The organism is Stenotrophomonas maltophilia (assembly GCF_006974125.1).
GTDB classification, from domain to species: domain Bacteria; phylum Pseudomonadota; class Gammaproteobacteria; order Xanthomonadales; family Xanthomonadaceae; genus Stenotrophomonas; species Stenotrophomonas maltophilia_O.
Window position 1 is genome coordinate 195,405 of sequence record NZ_CP037858.1, and the last position, 20,963, is coordinate 216,367.

Annotated in this window: 25 protein-coding genes; 8 read left to right on the top strand and 17 right to left on the bottom strand. The window is 62.1% G+C overall.

Going from position 1 to position 20,963, the window contains the following annotated elements; all coding sequences use genetic code 11:
* Window positions 1-178 precede the first annotated feature (178 nt).
* Window positions 179-412: a DUF3653 domain-containing protein gene (locus tag EZ304_RS21055; RefSeq protein WP_260678172.1), complete on the top strand. Its 234-nt coding sequence runs from the start codon at window positions 179-181 to the stop codon at window positions 410-412.
* 168 nt (window positions 413-580) lie between these two features.
* On the opposite strand, the gene EZ304_RS00890 is transcribed toward EZ304_RS21055, so the two are convergent.
* From EZ304_RS00890 to EZ304_RS00910, 4 genes are all read right to left on the bottom strand, one after another.
* Window positions 581-1,363, bottom strand: coding sequence for a DUF4145 domain-containing protein (locus tag EZ304_RS00890; protein WP_099481981.1), 783 nt, complete (start codon window positions 1,361-1,363; stop codon window positions 581-583).
* A 128-nt stretch (window positions 1,364-1,491) separates the two neighbouring features.
* Window positions 1,492-2,787 carry a zonular occludens toxin domain-containing protein gene (locus EZ304_RS00895; RefSeq protein WP_142805960.1) on the bottom strand — a complete coding sequence of 432 codons (1,296 nt, stop codon included), beginning with the start codon at window positions 2,785-2,787 and terminating at the stop codon, window positions 1,492-1,494.
* 4 nt (window positions 2,788-2,791) lie between these two features.
* Entirely contained in the window at window positions 2,792-3,190 is a 399-nt protein-coding gene (locus EZ304_RS00900; RefSeq protein WP_142805961.1) for a hypothetical protein, read from the bottom strand.
* A gap of 813 nt (window positions 3,191-4,003) precedes the next feature.
* Window positions 4,004-4,282 carry a hypothetical protein gene (locus tag EZ304_RS00910; RefSeq protein WP_142805962.1) on the bottom strand — a complete coding sequence of 93 codons (279 nt, stop codon included), beginning with the start codon at window positions 4,280-4,282 and terminating at the stop codon, window positions 4,004-4,006.
* A gap of 41 nt (window positions 4,283-4,323) precedes the next feature.
* Between EZ304_RS00910 and EZ304_RS00915 the strand changes: the two genes are divergently transcribed.
* Window positions 4,324-5,010 (top strand): hypothetical protein, encoded by a 687-nt coding sequence (locus EZ304_RS00915; protein ID WP_142805963.1) that lies wholly within the window; start codon window positions 4,324-4,326, stop codon window positions 5,008-5,010.
* Between the two features lie 91 nt (window positions 5,011-5,101).
* Here the strand turns inward: EZ304_RS00915 and EZ304_RS00920 are convergent, their stop codons facing one another.
* On the bottom strand, window positions 5,102-5,335 hold the full coding sequence (locus EZ304_RS00920) for a hypothetical protein (RefSeq protein WP_142805964.1): 234 nt from the start codon (window positions 5,333-5,335) through the stop codon (window positions 5,102-5,104).
* Window positions 5,336-5,376: 41 nt separating this feature from the next.
* On the opposite strand from EZ304_RS00920, the gene EZ304_RS00925 reads away from it, so the two are divergent.
* Together EZ304_RS00925 and EZ304_RS00930 are read left to right on the top strand one after the other, a co-directional pair.
* Window positions 5,377-5,988: a hypothetical protein gene (locus EZ304_RS00925; protein ID WP_142805965.1), complete on the top strand. Its 612-nt coding sequence runs from the start codon at window positions 5,377-5,379 to the stop codon at window positions 5,986-5,988.
* A 150-nt stretch (window positions 5,989-6,138) separates the two neighbouring features.
* Complete coding sequence (locus EZ304_RS00930; protein WP_142805966.1) at window positions 6,139-6,618, top strand: DUF3693 domain-containing protein; 480 nt, start codon at window positions 6,139-6,141, stop codon at window positions 6,616-6,618.
* 303 nt (window positions 6,619-6,921) lie between these two features.
* On the opposite strand, the gene EZ304_RS00935 is transcribed toward EZ304_RS00930, so the two are convergent.
* The 3 genes from EZ304_RS00935 to EZ304_RS00945 form a co-directional block, all read right to left on the bottom strand.
* On the bottom strand, window positions 6,922-7,356 hold the full coding sequence (locus EZ304_RS00935) for a hypothetical protein (protein WP_142805967.1): 435 nt from the start codon (window positions 7,354-7,356) through the stop codon (window positions 6,922-6,924).
* A gap of 233 nt (window positions 7,357-7,589) precedes the next feature.
* Entirely contained in the window at window positions 7,590-7,925 is a 336-nt protein-coding gene (locus EZ304_RS00940) for a hypothetical protein (RefSeq protein ID WP_142805968.1), read from the bottom strand.
* Between the two features lie 411 nt (window positions 7,926-8,336).
* Window positions 8,337-9,053, bottom strand: coding sequence for a hypothetical protein (locus tag EZ304_RS00945; protein WP_142805969.1), 717 nt, complete (start codon window positions 9,051-9,053; stop codon window positions 8,337-8,339).
* Between the two features lie 166 nt (window positions 9,054-9,219).
* On the opposite strand from EZ304_RS00945, the gene EZ304_RS00950 reads away from it, so the two are divergent.
* The 3 genes from EZ304_RS00950 to EZ304_RS00960 all read left to right on the top strand — a co-directional run bounded on the left by EZ304_RS00950 (window position 9,220) and on the right by EZ304_RS00960 (window position 11,260).
* The gene (locus EZ304_RS00950) at window positions 9,220-9,975 is read left to right on the top strand and encodes a tetratricopeptide repeat protein (RefSeq protein WP_142805970.1); all 756 of its coding nucleotides are present in this window, start codon (window positions 9,220-9,222) and stop codon (window positions 9,973-9,975) included.
* Between the two features lie 457 nt (window positions 9,976-10,432).
* Entirely contained in the window at window positions 10,433-10,789 is a 357-nt protein-coding gene (locus EZ304_RS00955) for a hypothetical protein (RefSeq protein ID WP_142805971.1), read from the top strand.
* Window positions 10,790-11,260: a hypothetical protein gene (locus tag EZ304_RS00960; protein ID WP_142805972.1), complete on the top strand. Its 471-nt coding sequence runs from the start codon at window positions 10,790-10,792 to the stop codon at window positions 11,258-11,260.
* Window positions 11,261-11,277: 17 nt separating this feature from the next.
* Here EZ304_RS00960 and EZ304_RS00965 read toward each other — a convergent pair whose 3' ends face one another.
* From EZ304_RS00965 to EZ304_RS01000, 7 genes are all read right to left on the bottom strand, one after another.
* Complete coding sequence (locus EZ304_RS00965) at window positions 11,278-12,009, bottom strand: hypothetical protein (protein ID WP_142805973.1); 732 nt, start codon at window positions 12,007-12,009, stop codon at window positions 11,278-11,280.
* Between the two features lie 62 nt (window positions 12,010-12,071).
* A complete protein-coding gene (locus EZ304_RS00970) occupies window positions 12,072-13,232 on the bottom strand; it encodes a hypothetical protein (protein ID WP_260678173.1) in 1,161 nt (386 codons plus the stop codon).
* A gap of 77 nt (window positions 13,233-13,309) precedes the next feature.
* Window positions 13,310-13,786, bottom strand: a complete 477-nt coding sequence (locus EZ304_RS00975) for a DUF1348 family protein (RefSeq protein ID WP_142805974.1) — start codon at window positions 13,784-13,786, stop codon at window positions 13,310-13,312.
* Between the two features lie 61 nt (window positions 13,787-13,847).
* Window positions 13,848-14,417: a TetR/AcrR family transcriptional regulator gene (locus tag EZ304_RS00980; RefSeq protein ID WP_142805975.1), complete on the bottom strand. Its 570-nt coding sequence runs from the start codon at window positions 14,415-14,417 to the stop codon at window positions 13,848-13,850.
* A 135-nt stretch (window positions 14,418-14,552) separates the two neighbouring features.
* Complete coding sequence (locus EZ304_RS00990) at window positions 14,553-17,201, bottom strand: excinuclease ABC subunit UvrA (RefSeq protein WP_142805976.1); 2,649 nt, start codon at window positions 17,199-17,201, stop codon at window positions 14,553-14,555.
* A gap of 144 nt (window positions 17,202-17,345) precedes the next feature.
* Window positions 17,346-17,864, bottom strand: coding sequence for a hypothetical protein (locus tag EZ304_RS00995; RefSeq protein ID WP_142805977.1), 519 nt, complete (start codon window positions 17,862-17,864; stop codon window positions 17,346-17,348).
* A gap of 40 nt (window positions 17,865-17,904) precedes the next feature.
* Window positions 17,905-18,336 (bottom strand): BLUF domain-containing protein, encoded by a 432-nt coding sequence (locus EZ304_RS01000; protein ID WP_142805978.1) that lies wholly within the window; start codon window positions 18,334-18,336, stop codon window positions 17,905-17,907.
* 515 nt (window positions 18,337-18,851) lie between these two features.
* Here EZ304_RS01000 and EZ304_RS01010 point away from each other — a divergent pair.
* Complete coding sequence (locus EZ304_RS01010; RefSeq protein WP_142805979.1) at window positions 18,852-19,103, top strand: hypothetical protein; 252 nt, start codon at window positions 18,852-18,854, stop codon at window positions 19,101-19,103.
* A 56-nt stretch (window positions 19,104-19,159) separates the two neighbouring features.
* Here EZ304_RS01010 and EZ304_RS01015 read toward each other — a convergent pair whose 3' ends face one another.
* Window positions 19,160-20,029, bottom strand: coding sequence for a methylenetetrahydrofolate reductase (locus EZ304_RS01015; protein ID WP_142805980.1), 870 nt, complete (start codon window positions 20,027-20,029; stop codon window positions 19,160-19,162).
* Window positions 20,029-20,943, bottom strand: coding sequence for a LysR family transcriptional regulator (locus EZ304_RS01020; RefSeq protein WP_142805981.1), 915 nt, complete (start codon window positions 20,941-20,943; stop codon window positions 20,029-20,031). The genes EZ304_RS01015 and EZ304_RS01020 overlap by 1 nt, the downstream gene beginning before the upstream one ends.
* Between the last annotated feature and the right edge of the window lie 20 nt (window positions 20,944-20,963).

The window sequence follows — 20,963 nt, forward strand, 5'->3', positions numbered from 1 at the left end:
CCTGGGCCATGGCAAGCGAAGCATGGATCGGGCGATGGTGAGCTGAACATAATATACATTATGCGAAATAGCGTATCCGCCGAATCTGGGCCTTCGTCGGGTCCTCTTGGCAATGGCTGCGGCTCTGGCTTGGCTCTTGCCTCCCTGTTGGAACCCCCGACAAGGATGAGCTCGCAGCATGATCAAGATCGATCCGCACGAACGAATTGACCTGGCCGGCACCTGGGCCGGCTTCGGTTTCCAGGCTGGGCACATGTTCACTCCCGAAGGTCACCAGCTGGAGCCCTGCGACATGGCCTGGTGGTCCCTGATCTGCAATATCGCGCGGGAATGGCGGCTGATGATGGCTGAGGCGCGGCTCCCCGGGCCTCAGCTACATGAAAGGCCTCGGCCACGGCGAAATCCAGCGTGATCTACCTAGCTGAAGCGCTCAGAATTCGCCGAGAACGACGGTTCGGCGTGCGTGATCCCGACCCCGACGCCGAGACGTCCAATGTGGTCTACATGAGTCGTGGGCCGAAACCGCATCAGCGCGTGTGAGGCGTTGTTCGTAGGGGCGTAGCCCCTACCCCCGCTTCGGCTAAGCTTGCTGGTGACGCGCCGCGCGCCGTTCGGCTGCCCCTTGAAGTCGCGCCTTTCGCGTGTAGTGGGACTCCAGCAGCTCGATGGTGAAGTCGAGCAGGTCGTCTGCGTCGGCTTGGGACAGCGTGCCTCTGTGAGCTCCGTCGTTCCCATCATCCTTGATGCAGGCGGACAGTTCGTGAAGCTCCGGCGAAATTCGGTTCTCATCGTAGAGCCACTGAAGAAGCAGGCCCAGAGATCGCTTTGTCCTGGCGTCTGGCTGTTTATCCCTGTTGGCATTGACAAGGTCAGTGGCAACGAAATCAACGCACAATCGAAACATGGTGCCTGCGGCATTGATACAACCAACCGCAAGACATGTCGCGCCCTCTTGGAATGCGGCTTTCACCTGTTCGGGCAGGTGCTCTGGCGGCGAAATTCCGGCAGCGTCCTTGCAGCTTACATGCCCGTCAACCTTCATAACATGGTTGAGGCAAACTGGTACGCCGCCAGAAACTGCTTCGTCCTCATCCTCACTATCTACTTCCGAGCTTTTGAGAACAAGGATGCTCATCAGGCTGCATTTTCGGCAGACGGCTGAAGCCTCATAGATCTTTTGCCAACGATAGGCGACGCCAACCTTGTGAATCGAGTGGACATCAAAAGTAATCTGATTCGCCCGGCAGCGCGGGCAGTTATAGACGGCCTCGACAGATCTCAACATGCTTCCCTCAAGCTCCTTTGCAGGTCTGCAATTCTCTGTTTCGCTCGGAATTTTCATCGGAAGCGCGTTGGCGGACAACCTACAATCCGCCCTCTGGGGCGGCGAAAGCTGTTCCTCCAATGCATCCGGATCGAATCTCTATAGCCGTTACAGAGGCGTGGAGGCATGTTAACCGATGGGCTTCTCGACGTGGCAAGCCGCAACACTCAGAAGCTGGCCGGATATGGCGGCGTCTCGGGGAACGTGCCCAGCGGGCGCTTGCCAACTGCAATCAAGGTGCTCCCGTTCGCCGCGGCGGCGGTCGGCTGTGTCTCGCTCGCGCTCGTCACAGGCGACCCCGCCGCAGCCCTTATGCGCTCGGTGGTCGAATCGGATTGTTCGCCGAACGGATCAACGGGCCAAGTGGTCGCGATGATCTCGTGGCCTTTCGCCGACAGCAGTACGCCGAACTCCGTCCGTTTGACGGACCAGCCCAAGGCCCAAAGCTGTTCGGTGGTGAAACGGTCAAGCACCTGGCCACCGCCCAACGCCCGGAACTCGACAATATCGCGGCGCCCATACCAGCCGGCGTGCCGCGCCCTGGCTTGAACTGCCATGTCCAGGATGTACTGCACGCCGGCTGGAATAACCTCTTTCTGCTTGGGTGCATCCGCCACCTTGGTCACCACAGTGGCCGGTTGCGATCCGGGTGCATGACCCATCGCCGGGATGGCCGCCTTCTGCGAAGCGACCGCCTCTTTCATCTTGTCCGCCGTGCCGGTCGAATCGCTGCCCAGGAGGAAGAACCGGCCGAGCACGTACACGCCGACGATCAGCGCCAGACCCATCAGAATTGAAGGCGCGCGCAAGGTCTTCCACAGCCTGCGGGTGTTCCCCTTGTAGACCTCGTTGCTCTCGATGTCAGGTTGAACGCCGTGGTACAGCTCCCAGATGGCCGGGTCATACTTCCGGGTCTCGGTGCCGACCGTCTCGTACTTGCCGGTGCCCGTGGCGGCGTAGAACCTCACCGAATAGCGCTGATCCGAGCCGAGCGCATCGAGCTTGGTGTAGGTGTTCTTCTTCGCCATTCGGCGAATGATCAGCCGGTGCAGGTCTTTGCAGTCCTGCGAAATGATGACCATGTCCAGGCTGATATGGCCGTGCTTGGCAAAGAAGTTGGCCGCCCGCTCCGGGAGGTTCGCCCGGTTGGTGGGCCAGTACTCGTGCGCCTCATCGATCACCACCAGGGCGTGCTTCTCGATGTGCGGGAACGTGACCCTGCCGTCATTGTCAGTGTCGCAGACGCACCACTCCACGACCTCTTTGTCGCCCATCACGTGGACCAGGCTGCGCACCTCTTCTTCTGGCATTTCCAGGTGCGCTGCGATCTTGTCGAGCTTGTCCCCTACCCCATTCAACCGCACGTACACGTGCCGCTTGGCGCGCAGCGCCGGCAGGATGTGATGCAGCACCGCTTCGTAGCTCTTGCCGCTCCGCGGCAGTCCTTCGTGACCGAAGATCATGTCGTTACGTCCACTGGAATAGGGTCAGGAACACGCGCACAAGGCGGAAGATCAGTGCCGCGGTGAGCAGCGCGATGGCCTCGCCAGCGCGAAGCTGGGCGACGATGAAGGCCGTCCACGGACCGGCCGCGGTGAGCATCGCGCAGAAGCTCATTTGAGACAGGAAGTCCGGCGCCGGGATCAGGTAGACCAATGCCTTGACGCAGGACAGCACCAGCTCGATGAAGTCCGTCTGCAGGTCCGTCATGAAGTCGGTGAAATCGGCCCACAACGACGTGATCTGTTCCTTGGCCCGGGCTGTAATGGCGGTCAAGGGGCCAACGCCATCGGCGTAAGCCCAGGACGCCGACAGCACCAGTACGGCCGGTGCCGCGGCCAGCACGACCAGGTGTTTTCGCTTCATAGCAATGCCCACCTCAATGCGACAACACCCATGCCTGCCAGGAACACGAAGCCGGCGTACTGGAACAGCTGCAACAGCGGCCCGCTGCACAAGCTGGCCAGGTCGAACTTGCCGGCATACTGACCGCCGTCCCAGGTCGCCGTGGGGCACGATCCGCCACCCATGCAGGTGCCAAAGAAGCCCTTGACCTTGGACAGGATCGGGGCGCCCTCAATGCCGGCCTTGAACTCGGCGAGGACCTTGGCAACGGTCTTGCCCGACTTCTTGTACAGCCGTCCAGTCGTTGGCCCTGCCCTGCTCCGCCACCGTCGCCGCCCTCTTCGGCATCTCCCTTGCGAATGCGTGTGCCGTCCTTGCGGGTCCGTCCCTGGGCGATGACGTGGGTGGAGCGGCCAAGGCGCAGGGGCATCGGCGGCAGATCACCAGGCTCAATGCCGACGATGTAGATCCAGGTCGGTTTGTCGGCGCGGTGCCGCCACGCGCTTTGGAGAATCGGCAAGGTCCAGCCACCAAACTCATCGCGCTGGCCAGGTGCCGGCAGGCCAGCCGCTGCCCACAACGTTGAGCCGGCTGGATGCTCCAATGCCCCGCCCCACTTCTGCACTTGCGCGACGGCGAACATGGCCAGGTCGCGCTCACTTGGTGCCGGAGTGACGAAAGCACGAAGGCGGCCCCATGACCGGCACGGGGGATGGGCCACAACCTGCATGCCGCCGGCGAGGCTCAGCGCGTTTCGGTCGAAGTCGAACGCATCAACGCCGGGCATGGCCTTGTAGATCGAGTCACGGCGAACAAACAGGGCGGCAACCAGGCTCATGGCATGGCCTCCTGCTGCGCGGCATAGCGCGCCGCGGCGCTCCGGTCACCGCGCTTGGTGGCGGCGATTTCGGCCTGATAAAGGGTTTCGTGCTCCGGGGTCCAGCCGGTTGCGGCCAGGTCGGCACGTGCCTTGGCGACGAAGGCGGCTTCACGCGACTGCTGCGAGGCGGTGAAATCACGCCAATCGAGCAGCCAAGACACCAGTTTTGCGCAGCCGATAGAGAAGGCTGCGATGGCCACCAGCAGGGCGAAGGCAAGGAGGGGCCCTGTCATGCCAGAATCTCCTTCTTTGAAAGGATGCTCAGGGGGCTTGCGTGGACGATGACGTTGAGAACGCGATTAGCCGGAAGGACGCGACAATTGCGGCAGTCGTATCCCTTTTGCTTGGGGCTTTCATCTCCGCCGTGGTGCTTATCGGGAGCGACATCCCTCTTAAGTGCTTCGAGGCTGGAAATCTTGCGGACTGGGTTGCTGCAATAGGTGCATGGGCGGTGGGCTTGGCGGCTCTTGCCTTCACCGTGACTACCCACAGCGATAAAGTTAGAAGCCAGCGAGAGAGAGAGGCTCGCGAACAAGCGGCAGTTAGGGCGCGGCTTACGGAGGTGCTTGCGGCGATCGATCGGGCGGATTTCTTGGGCGGGGTGTTTTCGAGGTTCTCTACACTTGCTCCTGAGGAGCAAACAGTCTCGAAATTCCAGCTCATGGCCCGAATCCTGATCAGTACGTCCAAGATGATCGGCTGGGCGCAAATTCCCCGAGGAGACCTGATGCCCCGCCAGGTGGAGAAGCTTGCGGAACTCGAGTTCGCCGTCGTGCGCCTTGGTGCATTCGTTGAACTGCTTCTCGAAGAGCATGGCACGCGCCCAACTGAGAGCAGTAATCGCACATCCATTGCCAAGGACCCGCTGATCGCCGGGATGGGTAGCGCCATTCAGGCAATTGAGCTCTTGACTGCTGCCCTCCGCAAGGAAGTTTCCGAGCTTATTAGTCGGATGTGGTGACACGTGTTTTCCCCCTTTTCGTCTCGCACTCAATTCCGTTGAGCGCAAGGCGAAGATGCCGACGGCAGGAGGTGCCCACGGGAAGGAGCTGTTACGGAACATGGATGCCTTCCTGTTGTTCGGCGAAGCGGGCTGCGGCCAGCAGATCGCCGCGCTTGGTGGCGGCAATCTCAGCCTTTGCGAGTGCAATGACCTCGGCTTCGCGGGACTGCTGCGAGGTGGTGTAATCACGCCGGTCGAGCAGCCACGAAGCGATCTTTGCGCAGCCTATGGAGAAGGCAGCAATGGCTCCCAGCAGGGCAAGTGCGAACTCGGGTTCGGTCATGACAGAATTTCCCTGAGTCGCGGGTAATCACAGGAACGGGAATGGACATTTCGAAATGGAAGACCAAAGAGGCCGCGTTCGCAGGCGCAATCGGCGTATTCGCGGCCGGGGCTCTGTCGGCTTGGACGTTGATGGGCGCAGAGCCAGGAAGCAGGGCTGACTGGGTCGCTGCCGTGGGAACTTGGGTGATCGGCCTTGGCGCTTGTACGCTCAGCTACCAAGCAGCGACTGCTCAGCTGAGGGAAAAGCACGCTGATCAAAGGAAACATCTGCGCCGCATTACTCTCGAAGCTCATAGCTTGAGAAGCTTTTCGAGCAATCTGGAGAAGCTGGACAAGAAGGGCAACGCGTCCCTCGCTCAGGCAAGGACTGCAGCTGGCGCGTTGAACTATAGGTGCGCCGCAGTAAAGCTCGAGCTGCTTCCGCTCAATGCTGATGTTGCGCTGGAACGTGCTGTTTTCAGTGTGGAGTACAACGCAATGGCCCTTCGCGCCTTGATTGAGAGCTTTCTCGAAAGAACCAAGGATGTCGCTGACTTCGATAGAGGCAGCTGCCAGGAATACAGGTGGATGTTGGAGACGAGCGGTTGGCTGTCTGAATCGGCCCAGAAGCTCGCAGATGAAGCAGACGCGTTTCGAGAGAAGTTGGAGTGAAAGCGAAGCGATGATCATGCGCTAAACCCCTTCCCAGGCCCCCAAGGAGCCCACCAGCGGCCTTGGGGTGCCGATGGTGGGATGCTCAGCACCGTTGAACGCGAGGCAATGTATAAAGGGGTTGAACAAGGGTGTCAACAGAGTTGAACGATGCAGACGGTTAAAGATCTCATAGACGCAGCTCGAAAGGCGCTGAACGTCAACAGTGACGCGGAATTTGCGCGTCAACTGGGCGTGTCACGCGGAACGATTGCGAACTGGAAATCGGGCTATTCGCTTCCTGACACGGTGATGTGCGCAACTTTGGCCGGTCTTACTGGCCTCCCGTTGGCTCGAGTCCTGGGCATTGTCGGCGAGGCGCGTGCCGTCAGTCGGGAGGAAAAGGCGGTTTGGCGAAAGTTGGCCGCCACCGCGATGGCCTTGTGCCTAGCTGTGGGGTTCGCCCTGCCCCACAAGGCTCAGGCGGCGGTGGCGGGCTTCGATGCCGCACCGTCTATACATGATGCGAAATGCTGTATCGATCCTGATCCGGTTCGTGGGCTTCGCTTGGCAATTGACGAAGCAGGTAAATCTGTTACCAAGCGCCAGGTAAAAGTGTTACTTGTTCGAACACGGCGCCTCGGATCGTGAGCCTTTGCTCATCATCCCACGATCCTTTCCCGGCCTCGCATGCCGAGGCTTCCAACCAAGATGCAGCCATGCTGCCCGCGCTTGGGCGGGCTCTAGCTAAGGATTCTTTCGAAAGAACCTCAAATGCAGCCACCGCGCCCGCGCTTTCGCTCCTTAGTGTCAGATATCATGGCAAAGACGCAAAGGCTCAACTTCGGATAATCCCTCAATGAACGACACTGATCGAGAGATCATGCTGGTTGCCATGGCAATCGTCGGATTTGCGGTCTCATTCGTCTGTTGGGCTGCCTGGCTAGAACGCTATCACTCTTCGATCTCTATTCTCACAACGAAGTCCAGATACTGAGGAAGCCCATTTCTCAAGGGACACTTAAGCTCATCGTACGCATAGTGGATTTGAACTTGCCGTCCGATGGCGTATGCAGAAATGGAATTTGGATCATCCGTCAAGATTGCTTCCGACCTTGAACTCCCATCATTTAGGGTGAACTCGAATTCGTTTGGGTGATCGAGGCGCTCCTGCCCCGCAACGTACAGGCTCGCAATTACACCCGTGACGCACTCACCCTCAATGACTCCAGACTCGATATTGGACCACCACTCCTCGCTACCAAATAGACCCTTATTGCCCTTTAATCCAAGCAATGGCTTCGCGTCGTTCAACGTCAGGGATTGCGTATCTCGAATCCTGGACTGATCTTTCTCAAGATCATTGCGCAAGCTGTAGACGACCTTCATCCATCGCTCCTGACAGTGTGAGCCCGTGGTATCGGGAGATCGTACTTGAGGACGCTCGCGTTGAAAATATAGAGCGTGATCCCCATTCCAGGCACAGCTTTCACAGTCTGTCCTTGCATAAAATTTATCTCGCCTTCCTTGATTGGCAAATCATTGGTGCGCAGAAGCAAGATCTCTATCGGGCAATCGCCGCCGAGCATCGTTGCGCTGGCAATGGCTGAGGATCACTTAGATCAACCCGATGTTAGCAGGTATGTTCGAGATCCAATAAACCCCACGTCTTCACCCGTTAGATAAAGTGCACCGGTCGCGCCATCAGGTAGCGCCTGCACTCGCCGCCTGTTTGCATCTATTGCATCCACACGAATAGAGATGTCACGGACGTTTTCTGGAGAGATGCGCCGGCGTCCCAGTTGGATGTCTTCCAGTGTTCTCGGAATTTCATACATCGAGACAAACTTGTCTCCGACGCATATCGGGCCGCCTGTGACAACAAAACCTACGTACACCGACTGCCCACTGCGATCTTTGGCGATCGTCTCAACAAAGAACTCGACGGTCGAACTCATGACTGGCCTCTAGCTATTGGGATGCGCCGGACTTCTGCGATTCGTTCCAGCGTAAATTCCTGTCGCTACGTTCGAAAAGTGCTATCCGCGCCACCCGGCATCTCATCCCGTGAAGAGCAATCGTATTGTTCAGCCAATCAAACTAGCATAATCAATGGAGCGTGCAGAAATGCATCTCCAAGATCCTCAAGCCCCCCCCCTGAGCCGAAGTCATCACCTGAAATGGTTCTTCGTGCTCCACGTAGGTGTGTAGAGTCGAATTCTGGCGTCACACTGGCTTACGCCATTTATCGGATTGATCCTGTCCGTACTCTCTCGCAGGCGGATGGCTGCACCTATATCGGAATCATCTGGACCGCGGGTCCGCTTCGGCCAGAAGCGGACATCCACCCTGCCCTCGATAAACATCCCTTATCGCGACTGAACCGGTTTGGCAGGCAGAACCGGTTTTTGCGCAATCTCCAGCCTGCTCACATCGCCAGTAGGCACAAGAACTGCAGTCCTCTGCGCCGGATCCCAAAGCACATAGCTATCACCCAAGCGCCCCACCAGACTCAGGCTGCCTTGCACCTTCTCATCAATAGTCACATTGGCCGTGTACTTGCTGCCGCCAGAAGTAATCGCCTTGGCGCGTTCGAAGCCAAGCCAGTTTGACGAGATCGGGACATAGACAATCATCACGAGCGCATAGACCAGCCACGGCGAGTCCTTCACTGCGGCTGGCAGCACTGGGGACAGGCGTACTGCCATTGCACATATGCCCGTCAGCGCCACACCTATCAAAACGGGCCAGGCATTGGACCACCAAAGCAAGGCGCCCATTCCAACAAGACAAAGAGCAAGGGTCAGCCACATCAGCAGATTGGCTTGGGGCGGCCTCGCTGTCACCTTCCCTTCGACCCACCCTCCAAACAGCAGCGCAATCAGTATGAAGAACAGCACCATGCCGATCCCCGCAAGCCCTGCCAGCGCAAGCTCGCTTACGGCGACAAACTGAAAGGGATCCAGGCCGAAGTGTCCCCAATACGCCTTCAAATAGAAGGCGCCTTGAACCAAACCGAAGGTGACCAGCGCCGAACCCCAGCCAGCAACATCGGCCATCGTTAGCGTCTTCTGTGTACGTTCCATGTATCCCCTTCCATCAATGCAGCCCCGCCACATAGTGGCATGCAGCGTTCCGTCCTGCGGAACTCACCCTATTAACGTGACGCGTCACACCCAGCTGCCCCAACCCATTGGCGCCCCATCCCTACCCCACTATAGTTCCAGCCCCCACAAGGACGAGGCGGCGCACATGCCCTATATCGGAATCGGACTCCACGTACTGGCAGCCATCTACTTCGCGGTGCACGCCATCCGCTCGGGCCAGAGCCTCTACTGGCTCATCCTGCTCTTCTCGTTCCCGCTGCTCGGCAGCGTCGTCTGCTTCCTGGCGATCTACTTTCCGGAAGTCCGCCACTCGCGCGGCGCCCGGCAGGTCGTCCGTTCCGCCAAGCAGCTCATGGACCCGGGCCAGGACCTGCGCAACGCTCGCGCCGAACTGGCGCGCACGCCCACCGTGCAGAATCGGGTTCGCCTGGGCATGACGCTGCTGAATGCCGGCCAGGCCGAGGAAGCCAGAACCTTGCTGGAGCAGGCGGCCAGCTCACCGCTGGGCGACGATCCCTACATCCTGAGCGACCTCGCCCGCGCCCACCTCGAGTCCGGGCACGCCGCGCTTGCGGTGGAGACGCTGGACGGCCTGTTCGCCCGCCATCCGGATGTGCGCCGCAAGGCGGAACAGGCCCTGCTTTACGCGCAGGCACTGGCGGCCGCGCAAGCGCCCGGCACTCGCGCCGCGTTCGAGCGAGCCGTGGAGTGCGGAAATGATGCAGCTGCTCGCTGCCTGTACGCCGAATGGCTGATGGCACAGCCGCAGCCCGCCGACCGCGAGCAGGCTCGCAGCCTGTTCGCCAGCATCATCGACGATGCCCAACACTGGTCCCGGCACGCGCGCGGCCACAATGCCGCATGGCTGGAACGGACCAAGGCCGCGTTGAAGGGCTACTGACGCCTGACGGCCTTTGGCAATCCTGTCGCATCCGCCTCGCTGATGGTCTCGCCGGGCGGATGCCGACAGTCCGTAGGCCTGCACCACTGGCATCGCCGATAGCATTGCAACGCAAGGCTCCAGCCTCATTACGCGGCATGCAACGATTCTGAAAATGTTGAAAGTGGTGACGGCATCAGCCCTACTGCATTGGCATCGCGCACAACCGGGCGTATTCCTTGCTGTGCCACCTCGAACAGGTGGCCGGGCTTCGAAACCCCGGTTGTGCAATCGTAAAAAGCGCTTGCCAGTCGGCACCACCTCGCGCGGTGCCGGCTGGCAATCCGTCAGCCGGCTATGGCGGGCGGTGCGTGGGGGCCTTGCGCCCGCCGGTCTGATTGCACACCGGGTTTCGAACCTCGCACCGTCCGCCACCTTTATCGGTGGCGGCTTCTGCCTTCCCGCAAGGAGCCCAGCCATGACCCAGCCCCACTCCCCTGCCCCGCACCCGATCCACGACGCGCCCGCCAACAGCCCCGCGCTGGATCCGAACACGCTCATCGCCCTGCTGCACAGCATCGGCTCGGGCGCCGCCTCGGATGGTCAGCCCTGGCCAGAGCGACATCAGATGCCCGGCCGACGTCTCGCTCTGGCCGACACCGATTGCTCGCTGGCCGGCCTTCGCGTGGTATTGGAGATCCTGTTGGCTGCGCAGCGCGCCCGCGAAAACGGCGAACTGGAGCAGTACGTCGGGCCCCGCGTCATGGAGGGCCTGATCATGGCCGGGCTGGGCCTCGTGGCGCACGCCAGCACACGGGTACGGCCGGACGACTGAGTGGCGCGGTACTGCCGGGCGGCCACGCTGCTGTGCCTCGTGGCGGTGGTTGCGGCACAGACGCGGTGGCTGTCGCCGCCACTGCCATCTCCTATCGGGTTCCAAAGCATCAACGACGATCGAATCTCACATCTGCGCCGCCAGGTGATTCAATTCGTGGAGTCTCGGCCACGACAGGGCTTCCAGTTCGTGGAACAGCATGAAGACGCCTCGTTCCAGATTCATTGCAGAGGCGTTCCCGTGCTGTGGCTGGAGCGGCGGCCCCAGCATGTGCTGTTGCAGGTCTCACTGGATGCCATGCAGCGTGCGCCCGCAGTTCTTCAGATGCGGGCAATCCTCCAATGGCAGCTGGAGCCATTGAATTATCTGGAGCAGGTGCTGGCTGGTGTACCGGAGCCTGTTCTTATGGATCGGATGCTGCAGATTCTCGCCGGCAAGGTGCCTGATGGGGCGCGATGCGGCCCGCAGTAGTCGAGCATGGCTCAACTCTACAGCGGCGCGGGTTGCGACTGCTCCGGTTCCTGGATGGAGCCTTCCAGCAAGGCCACGTAAGTGTCCAGGCGTGTGCGCATGCTGATCAGCATCCAGCCCAACAGGTACAGCAGCACCATGGCGAAGATCAGCAATGCGCCGACAAGGCTGACGTCGAATGCGCCAGCCCAGTCGCCCCATTTCCATCCCCGGAACTGCAGATAGAGCGCAATCAACAGTGGAAACGGCCCAAGCCGCTGCAGGCCGCCATACATCATGCCCATGCGCTCGATCATGTTGGTCCGCAGCGTGCTGACATAGTGAAGGCGTCGCTCGCGCTCGATGCGAGGGAAGCCGCGAAGCTCGGTAACCACCGTTTGCCAGTGGGCGAAGTCGCCGTCCATTTCCTTGGCGTGCGAGAGACGTGGTTGGCTGAACTGACGGATGCCTCTGCGGGCGGCCAGGGCGCCTCCAACGACGAACCCACCAATCTCGATGGCCAGGCACGCAACAACCACTTGCAACACCACACTGGCGGGTAGCCACCGATCAGGCAGCTGGCCACAGAGAATGCCAACGATCGCGGCGGCCAAGCCAATGCGAAACGCCCACGTCTCCACCCTGCCCGCCTTCGGGTAGATGCTGTGCTCAACCAACCCCTGCACCCGCTGGTAAAGCCAGTGGAAGGTCAATTCCCGCGAATCGGCCTTTGTCAGCGAATCGAGTCCGCCCCCTGCCTGCATGTCCATTGCGTCCCCTGCCCCCCGGCTACGATACCGGCCGTAGCATCGTAGCCGACGCGCAGCATCTTTCAGAAATAGAACCCGATATTGAGGTTCAGCCGTGAATGCCAGCGCGACGGGCCGCCATTGTTGATGCCGATGCCATCACCGCCGGCAAACCACATGTTGCGGCCGGCAATCCAGTCGACATAGGTGAGCATCACGCCCTTCTGCAGGCTGCAGCCGGTAACGTTCTGCCAGGAGTCGCGCACCCCGCTGCTGTGTCCCACCGGGCGCGTCATGCTGAGGTTGTTGTAGCAGGTCAGGTCGTCCATCCAGCCGCGCGGGCCAAAGGAATAGGCAACGTTGGCACTGGGTACATCGGCCTCGGCCGCGATTTCAAACGGGGCCTGGAACGCCGACAATGCGATGCGCTCGCCGGGCACGGTGTAGCGATAGCGCGCCCATTGCAGCTGGGTGGTCCAGCCATCGCGCTTCCACTGCGCGTGCACGGCGGCGGCCTGATGGCCGTGATGGCGGCGGCTGCGGGTGTTCTGCACCTTGCCGGCGAAGGCCGACGCGCCGACCCGCAGTTCGCCGCCTGCCCAGTCGTGCGATTGCTCGACGCGTACATTGAACCGCTGCCGTTCGCGATACGGCAACGCATCGGTCTGTGCCACATCGAAGGAATAGCGGTCGTAGCGGGCCCCGGTTCCGTATTCGTCACCGGAGAACCAACCGAGGTGCCAGGTGGTCTTGCCGGCCTGGTGGATCACTACCACGCCCGGGTCGTAGTCGTCCTCGATGCCCAGGTAGTAGCCGGACCCGAACCAGAAACTCTGCGAGACCGTGGGCAGCAGCCCGAAGGGCACCTGCTGGATGCCGGCCTTCAGCTGCGTGGCGTCGGTGAACTGCCAGCCTGCGTAGGCGTGATGGATGGCATCGAAGCCGTCGTACCACCGGTATTGCGCAGAGAAGGAGAAAGGCCCGCTGCCGGCGTCGATGTCGGCGCGAAGCAGCTCCAGCTGCAGGCGGCTGGTGGGCCCGTAATCGAGCCAACCATAGTTGAATCGAATGGCACCGCCGAGATCGAAATGAGGCGCTGTGTTGCGGTCTTCGCTGGCCGCGCGCGCATCAAGCGAGGGTGCGGCCAGTGCTGCTGCGATGATGATGGGAACTGCCCTCACGGTCGCGTCCTGCCTCCTGTTCTGCGAGTGAAAATACTCGATTCCAGCCTTGGTGCACGTCATACCTCAACGTGAGGCATGACGTGCTGCGGCGTACAGGTTACGCAATGGAGGGTGAAGCGAACGTGGGCCGGCCGTGCTCACATACCCAGATCAGACAGCCCCGGATGATCATCCGGGCGACGCCCCAGTGGCCAATGGAACCTGCGCTCGCTTTCCTTGATCGGCATGTCGTTGATGCTCGAGAACCGATGCTCCATCAACCCATCCGCTCCGAATTCCCAGTTCTCGTTTCCATAGGAACGGAACCAGTTGCCGGAGTCGTCATGCCACTCATAGGCGTAGCGCACGGAAATACGGTTGTCGGTGAATGCCCACAGTTCCTTGATCAAACGGTAGTCCAGTTCCTTCTTCCATTTGCGGGCCAGGAATTGCCGGGCTTCCTCGCGGCCATGGGTGAACTCGGCGCGGTTGCGCCAGCGGGTGTCGAGCGAATAGGCCAGTGCGACCTTGTCGGCATCGCGGGAGTTCCAGCCATCTTCGGCAAGGCGAACCTTCTCGATGGCCGATTCACGAGTGAACGGCGGCAGCGGCGGACGGGGTGCTTCAGTGGGCACGGCGGGGCCTCCAATCAAATGGATGAACGGGGTACTTCGACGGATTCTGATGACTCAGGCGTCAGCGCCTGGCCTGCTCCAACAACACTTCTGCAACATCCCTGGCGGTGTCTGCGGCGTTGTAGTCGCCCATCACGCGCGAGACGGTGATGGCGCCCTCCATGAGAACCAGCAGCTGCCGCGCCAGTGCGTCCGGCTGCTTGATATCCAGTTGCGTGGTGAGTCCCAGCGTGTAATCCAGCAGCTTCTGCTTGTGGTGTTTTGCGATGTGGCGAATCGGATCGTCGGGGTCGCCTACCTCGCCGGCGGTATTGATGAAGGCGCAGCCGCGATAGCCCTCGGACTGGAACCAGCCCTTGAGCACGGTGAACATGCCGAGGACGCGTGCTTCGGGGCTGTCGGCCTTGTCGCACTCCTGCTGGAACCAGTCCAGCCAGCGCACGTCGCGCGCGTTCAATGCCGCAGCGGCCACCTGGTCCTTGTTTTCAAAGTGCCGGTAGATGCTCTTCCGGGCAACGCCGGAGGTCTTCACCAACAGGTCCATACCGGTGGCGTGGATCCCGTTCTGGTAGATCAGCGCCTCGGCCGTGGCCAGGATCTTCTGCTGGGTTTCGGTGGTGGTTGTGTTCACGACGCAAAGGTAGAACGATCGTTCTACCCTGTCAATGGGCGGCGAAGCTGATCAAGTGCGCCAGGCTGATTGTGTACCCAGGGGCGACCCACGGCCTGACCGATACCCACATCGATAGCCGAGCATGGCCCGGCTCTACAGGGAAGCCAGCTCGCGCGCAAGGAACGGCGCCGTCCTGCTGCCTTTGGCCCGCGCAACCTGCTGCGGCGTTCCCTTCACGACGATGGTTCCCCCTGCCCCGCCAGCTCCGGGGCCTACATCAATCACCCAGTCCGCCTGTGCGACCGAGCGCATGTCGTGCTCGATCATCACCACGGTATTGCCCGCGTCCACCAGCCGCTGCAGCTGCACCAGCAGCCGATCCGCGTCCGATGCATGCAGGCCGGTGGTGGGCTCATCCAGCACGTACAGCGTGCGCCCACGCTGGCTGCGCTGCAGCTCGGTCGCCAGCTTGATGCGTTGCGCCTCACCGCCTGAAAGCTCGGTGGCCGGCTGGCCCAGCCTCAGGTAGCCCAGGCCGATTTCCTGCAGCAACTGCAGCGGGCGGGCAATGGCGCCTTCTTCGGCGAAGAACGCGTGCGCCTGGTCAACCGTCATCTGCAGGACCTCGGCGATGTTGCGGCCGTTCCACAACACCTTCAGCGTGGCTTCGTTGTAGCGGGCGCCATGGCAGGTGGGGCATGGCGCATAGACGCTGGGCATGAACAGCAGTTCGACGCTGACAAACCCTTCGCCTTCGCAGGTTTCGCATCGGCCCTTGGCCACGTTGAACGAGAAACGGCCTGCGTCGAAACGGCGGCGGCGCGCGGCCGGTGTTGCGGCGAACAGCTTGCGCACGTGATCGAACAGGCCGGTGTACGTGGCCAGGTTGGAGCGTGGCGTGCGGCCGATGGGCTTCTGATCCACCTGCACCACGCGTTGAATGCTATCCACATCGCCGGCCAAGCGGCCTCGTGTTGCTTCGATCACGCTCGGTCCATCGTTGGGCTCGGCGTCCGCGCCCTCGTCCACCGGCTCGTGCCCGAGGTGCAGCAGCATCAACTCCGGCAACGCCTGTGCCATCAGGCTGGACTTGCCCGAGCCGGAAATGCCGGTCACTGCCGTCAGCAATCCCAGCGGTACCTGTGCGTCCACACCCTGCAGGTTGTGCCGGTGGATGCCCTGCAGTTCCAGCCAGTTGCCGGCGCTGCGTTGCCGGCTGGCAGGTGCAGGCACCTGGTCGAACAGATACAGGGCCGTACGCGAGTCCTGGACGTGGCGCAGGCCGTCGGGCTCGCCACTGTAGAGCACGCGGCCGCCGTGTTCCCCCGCCTGCGGGCCCACATCCACCAACCACTGCGCGCGGCGCATCAGCTCCAGATCGTGTTCAACAACGAACACCGAGTTTCCGCCGTCGCGCAGCCGCTCCAATGCGTCGTACAGCGCCTGGCTGTCGGCCGGATGTAGGCCGGCCGAGGGTTCGTCGAGCACGTACAACACACCAAACAGCAAGGAGCTGAGCTGCGTGGCCAGCCGCAGGCGCTGCAGTTCGCCGGCCGACAGCGTGGGCGTGGCGCGATCCAGTGAGAGATAGCCCAGGCCCAGGTCACGTAACTGGCGTACACGCGCCATGACCCCGCCGGCCAATCGTTGTGCCGCCAGGCGCTTCTCTTCGGACAAGGCCGAGGTCAGGCGCACGTCGGGAGCACCCTCGTGGGTCGCCTGGCCACTCGCCGCCCGACGGGCGCGATCGCGGGGTGTCGCACTCCTGCTGGTGCGAGCGCCATTGCCGTGCGCACCGAAATCACCCTGCGCGATGGGCTCCAGCAGCGCCGCCAGCTGATCCAGGGGCAGCCGCATGAACTCGCCGATATCCACGCCCGCGAAGGTGACCGAGAGTGCCTCAGGCTTCAGGCGTTTCCCGTGGCAGGCCGGGCACAGCCTGCCTTCCATGTAGCGCGAAACGCGCTTGCGCATCAGCGCGCTCTGCGTGTTGGCAAAGGTGTGCAGCACGTAGCGACGCGCGCCGGTATAGGTGCCCATGTAGCTGGGTTCCTGCTTCCGCTTGAGGGCGGCGCGCGTCTCGGCGGGGGTGAAACCGGCATAGACCGGGACGCTGGGTGCTTCCTCGGTGAACAGGATCCAGTCGCGGTTCTTCTTCGGAAGCTTCTTCCACGGCACATCGATGTCGTAGCCCAGCGTGACCAGGATGTCGCGCAGGTTCTGGCCATGCCATGCCGGTGGCCACGAGGCGATGGCACGCTCGCGGATGCTCAGGGACGGGTCCGGCACCATCAACGCTTCGGTCACTTCGTAGACATGCCCAAGGCCATGGCACGTGCTGCACGCGCCCTGTGGCGTATTGGGCGAGAAGTCCTCGGCGTACAGCATGGGCTGGTTGGCCGGGTAGGCGCCTGCGCGCGAATACATCATGCGCACCAGGCTGGACAGGGTGGTCACGCTGCCCACCGATGAGCGCGCGTTGCTGGCGCCGCGTTGCTGCTGCAGGGCTACCGCCGGCGGCAGGCCATCGATGGCGTCCACATCGGGCACGCCCGCCTGGTCGATCAGGCGCCTGGCATACGGCGCAACGGACTCGAAGTAGCGCCGTTGCGCCTCTGCGAAGACGGTACCGAAGGCCAGCGAGGACTTGCCCGAGCCCGATACCCCGGAGAACACCACCAGTGCGTTGCGCGGAATGGAGACGTCGACATTCTTGAGGTTGTGCTCGCGCGCGCCGCGGACCTCAACGCAACCGCTTGCGGCGGCAGCGCATGACGATTCACCAAAGGGGGTGTTGGACATCTTCGCGATCCTGCGGGCAGTGAACGGCGTGCGTCGGAGCGCGCCCAATGGTGCATTCTCGCTGCCGCGGGGTGAATGTGGGTGATGGCGCGGTCACGCAATGCGTGATTCCCGAACACCAGTACGAACACCAATAATGGACTGTCAGCGGCTATCTGGCCGAACCGGCTCGCGGGCGCCAGTCCTGGAGGCGAACGCCACCTTCTCTCCATTGACCAGCTCGACCACGAGCTGGTTGGAGCGATTGAAGCCGATGGTGCTCACCCAGGCGAAGTGCGAGACGGTACGCCGAAGCTGCGATGTGCGGCGATACAGTTGACCCAGGGTGATGGTGCGAACCAAGCGGCCACGATTGTAGAAATGCAGCACCGGCTCGCTCAACGTCACGTCAGCCGGAACCAGGTTCATGCCCTCGTAGCCGACCACGACCGATTCCCCATCGTCCGACGGGAACAGCCAGCGATGCCAACCGGGTATCAGCCAGGCATCCCCACCCGATGCCTGGGGCGTTACCCGCGTTGAATTGAGCGCCGGATCGGAATCAACACAGAGATTCCGCGTGGGGGAGCATGCCGTGAACCTCTCCGGCGGCGGCAGCGGGGAGTCGGCAAGCGCCGGGCCCGCAGCCAGTAGTGCAGCGACAAGCGTGATGAGAACCTTCATGTCACTGCACCCCTCGATGAAGTGGTGGCCGAAGCGGAAACTAAGCGGCGTGCACGTAGGGCGCTACCGCCGCGGCAAGCACATCGATTCCCCACGCGGAGCCCGCGATCTCCTCGGGCTGGCTTCTCTTGAAGCGTGACCAGTCGGCCCTGGCAAGTCTGCCGACCAGAAGCTGATCGGCAGGAAGCTGGTGCATCGACCAATAGGGAAACTGCCGGGTGGAGACGCGCCCTCGCGCCAGCTCCACCACATCGGTATGGCTGGACGATTGCAGCACGCGCTCATAGACGCTGGCCACTCCATCTTCCGGCCCTTCGAAGTACTGCACGAATCGCGCGCCGTCGTGCAGCAGCACGCCCGTCACGCCCGCCACCTTGTTGAACCTCGCGGCATCGGCCACGAGCGCCTCCAGGCGATCAATCGTAAGGCCCTCTACTGCTTGACTTGCATATACAACGGCCCGAATGGGCATGAATTTCGCCTTGAATGTGGCGCCACATCGGCACCTGTTCACACTCTAGCACCCGGTACAAGCCTGCCCCCTGATCCTGATTCTTAACCCTTCAGAATACGGAGGGTCGATGGGTGAGCCTTACGGCACGTCAGGCGGCATGATGGGCGCCCCACACGTTCAGGGCATTGTTCATCTTCATGCGAGACATCGGACAGTTCTATGTAGTAAGCGTCGAAGGAGTGGCGCGTGAGGATGGCACCCTGCTGCAGGTCACCCGGATTGATTGCTCCTGCCTGAAATGCTCAAGGCAATTCCGGGCCATTCCTGATCATGGGCTTGTCGACCTCAACGGCGCTGCTTCGCTCAGCTGCCCGGGGTGTGGCAACCACCAGTCCGTCAGCCGTGCACGGCTGGAGGAATTCACGTTGAGTAGTGACCCATGAACTGACCCGCACCACTTCTCGACACCGCGCCAACGCGCCCGACACCTCTGCATCGATATCTTCCCGTAGTAGACCCACAACGGCGTTCCAATGAGTCATACCGGCATATTCAAGATCACCGACCTTACCTACAGACCGGGTGCGGAGGGCGACCTGGCCCGGGCCCTGCAGATCGAAGCAACCTGCACGGCGTGCGGCGCAACCAGCGTCTGGGGTGAGCAGGAGATGGAGCATGTGAGAGGCGGAACCGTGCTTGCATGCCGCGCGTGCGGTACGCGCCAGGCCATCAGCAATGCCGGCCTGATCAGTTGCCCGTCCGAGATACGACAGCGCCAGGGCTGACCGGGACGGGACCGGGCAACCACATGCGCTGCCCGGTAGCCGTCATCGATGGCCCATCAGCCGCCGACTGCCGATGCCTGCGGCCGGTGCCGTTTGATCCAGTCAAGTGATTGGGCAATACCACCGAACGGAAAGAAGTGCGGGCTGACCAAGCCATGGGCGTCAGTCAAACCGCCCACCAGGTGGTCCACGAATACTTCCGGCCCTGCGGTTCCGAGCAGCCGCCCGATCGAGATGCCGTATCTTGCCAGCATCGATGCACTGGCACCCACCCCGCACATTGCGGCGTAGCGTGCCAACCGCGCGATGCTTGCCGGACCCGGCACACCGACCAGCACCGGAACGTCGATGCCACGGGCGCGCAGCGCGTCCAACCAGGCCAGAACGATGTCGGCATCGAAGGCGAACTGCGTGATGATCATCGGTGCCATGCCGCGCGCTACGATGGCCTGGCACTTGTGTTCCAGCACCTGCCAGCACTCGACACTGCCCATGACCGGATGGCCCTCGGGGTGACCGCCGATGGCGACGGCCTTGATGCCGGCCTTCTCTAGAAGCCCGGTCTGGATGATCGAAGCGCTATCAGCAAATGGGCCGGCGGGCGTGGCCAGATCGCCGGCGATCACCAGGCACTGGGCGACACCGGCCTCGTTGGCGGCGCGCTGCAGGAACCGTTCAAGCACTGCACGCGACCCGATGCGGCGGGCCGAGAGATGCGGCATCGGCTCGAAGCCCAGTTCGCGCACCCTGCGCGTCGCAGCCAGTCGTGCGTCGTCGTCCTCGCTGGCCAGCCAGGGAATGGAGATTGTCGTGCCGCGTGGAATGCGGGCAGCCTCCGTGCGCAGTGCCGGCATGGCTTTGGCGCTCACCTCCAGCGAAAAGGCATCAAGAAAGGCCCGCGTCCGCAGCGACGAAGGTGCGGACATTACGTGCCCCCGCGCGCATTGCTGGCCAGCGGCGTGCTGTTCCGCGCCAGTTCGATGAAAGCCTGCAGGTAGTCGATACCGGTATCAGCCTCGCGCGCACCCAGGTAGATCTGCTTGGGAATGCCCTTCGCACCCAGGCGAACGGGCACCACATCCATGCGGGCGGCATACTCCTCCACCAGCCAGCGTGGCATGGCCGCCACGCCGCGGCCGCTGGCCACCATCTGCATCATGATGTCGGTGGTTTCAATGGCCTTGTGCCGGCGTGGGGTGATGCCCGCCGGCAGCAGGAACTGGTTGTAGATGTCCAGGCGCTCGAACGGCACCGGGTAGCTGATCAGCACTTCCTGGCCGAGCTGGCGCGGCTTTACATGGTCGACCTTGGCCAGGGCGTGGCTGCTGGCCACCACCAGCACCTGTTCGTAGTCGAATACGGGAATGAACTTCAGGCCCGGCTTCAGCAGCGGGTCCGGGGTGACCAGCAGGTCGATCTCGTAGCCGAACAGCGCGCCAATGCCGCCGAACTGGAACTTCTGCTTGACGTCCACGTCCACATCCGGCCAGGCGGCCAGGTACGGCGAGACGATCTTCAGCAGCCACTGGTAGCAGGGATGGCACTCCATGCCGATGCGCAGTGCGCCTCGCTCGCCCTGTGCGAACTGGCCCAGTCGCTCCTCGGCCAGGTCCAGCTGTGGCAGCACCCGGTTGGCCACCGCCAGCAGGTACTGCCCGGCCTGGGTCAGCCGCAGGCTGCGGCCTTCGCGCAGCCAGACGTCGGTGCCCAGCTGCTGCTCCAGCTTCTTCATGCTGTGACTCAGGGCCGACTGGGTCAGGTTGAGTACGCCGGCGGCAGCGGTGAGCGAGCCTTGCTGCTCGACCTGCTGCACGATACTGAGGTGGATCCGCTCCAGCATGATAATGAATCCCGCTCATG

Bases quoted from the DNA above. Each gene is read 5' to 3' on its own strand.
- EZ304_RS21055 (WP_260678172.1), top strand. From the start codon at position 179: ATGATCAAGATCGATCCGCACGAACGAATTGACCTGGCCGGCACCTGG.
- EZ304_RS00895 (WP_142805960.1), bottom strand. From the start codon at position 2,787: ATGATCTTCGGTCACGAAGGACTGCCGCGGAGCGGCAAGAGCTACGAA.
- EZ304_RS00900 (WP_142805961.1), bottom strand. From the start codon at position 3,190: ATGAAGCGAAAACACCTGGTCGTGCTGGCCGCGGCACCGGCCGTACTG.
- EZ304_RS00910 (WP_142805962.1), bottom strand. From the start codon at position 4,282: ATGACAGGGCCCCTCCTTGCCTTCGCCCTGCTGGTGGCCATCGCAGCC.
- EZ304_RS00920 (WP_142805964.1), bottom strand. From the start codon at position 5,335: ATGACCGAACCCGAGTTCGCACTTGCCCTGCTGGGAGCCATTGCTGCC.
- EZ304_RS00925 (WP_142805965.1), top strand. From the start codon at position 5,377: ATGGACATTTCGAAATGGAAGACCAAAGAGGCCGCGTTCGCAGGCGCA.
- EZ304_RS00930 (WP_142805966.1), top strand. From the start codon at position 6,139: ATGCAGACGGTTAAAGATCTCATAGACGCAGCTCGAAAGGCGCTGAAC.
- EZ304_RS00935 (WP_142805967.1), bottom strand. From the start codon at position 7,356: ATGAAGGTCGTCTACAGCTTGCGCAATGATCTTGAGAAAGATCAGTCC.
- EZ304_RS00940 (WP_142805968.1), bottom strand. From the start codon at position 7,925: ATGAGTTCGACCGTCGAGTTCTTTGTTGAGACGATCGCCAAAGATCGC.
- EZ304_RS00945 (WP_142805969.1), bottom strand. From the start codon at position 9,053: ATGGAACGTACACAGAAGACGCTAACGATGGCCGATGTTGCTGGCTGG.
- EZ304_RS00950 (WP_142805970.1), top strand. From the start codon at position 9,220: ATGCCCTATATCGGAATCGGACTCCACGTACTGGCAGCCATCTACTTC.
- EZ304_RS00955 (WP_142805971.1), top strand. From the start codon at position 10,433: ATGACCCAGCCCCACTCCCCTGCCCCGCACCCGATCCACGACGCGCCC.
- EZ304_RS00965 (WP_142805973.1), bottom strand. From the start codon at position 12,009: ATGGACATGCAGGCAGGGGGCGGACTCGATTCGCTGACAAAGGCCGAT.
- EZ304_RS00970 (WP_260678173.1), bottom strand. From the start codon at position 13,232: ATGACGTGCACCAAGGCTGGAATCGAGTATTTTCACTCGCAGAACAGG.
- EZ304_RS00990 (WP_142805976.1), bottom strand. From the start codon at position 17,201: ATGTCCAACACCCCCTTTGGTGAATCGTCATGCGCTGCCGCCGCAAGC.
- EZ304_RS00995 (WP_142805977.1), bottom strand. From the start codon at position 17,864: ATGAAGGTTCTCATCACGCTTGTCGCTGCACTACTGGCTGCGGGCCCG.
- EZ304_RS01000 (WP_142805978.1), bottom strand. From the start codon at position 18,336: ATGCCCATTCGGGCCGTTGTATATGCAAGTCAAGCAGTAGAGGGCCTT.
- EZ304_RS01010 (WP_142805979.1), top strand. From the start codon at position 18,852: ATGAGTCATACCGGCATATTCAAGATCACCGACCTTACCTACAGACCG.
- EZ304_RS01015 (WP_142805980.1), bottom strand. From the start codon at position 20,029: ATGTCCGCACCTTCGTCGCTGCGGACGCGGGCCTTTCTTGATGCCTTT.
- EZ304_RS01020 (WP_142805981.1), bottom strand. From the start codon at position 20,943: ATGCTGGAGCGGATCCACCTCAGTATCGTGCAGCAGGTCGAGCAGCAA.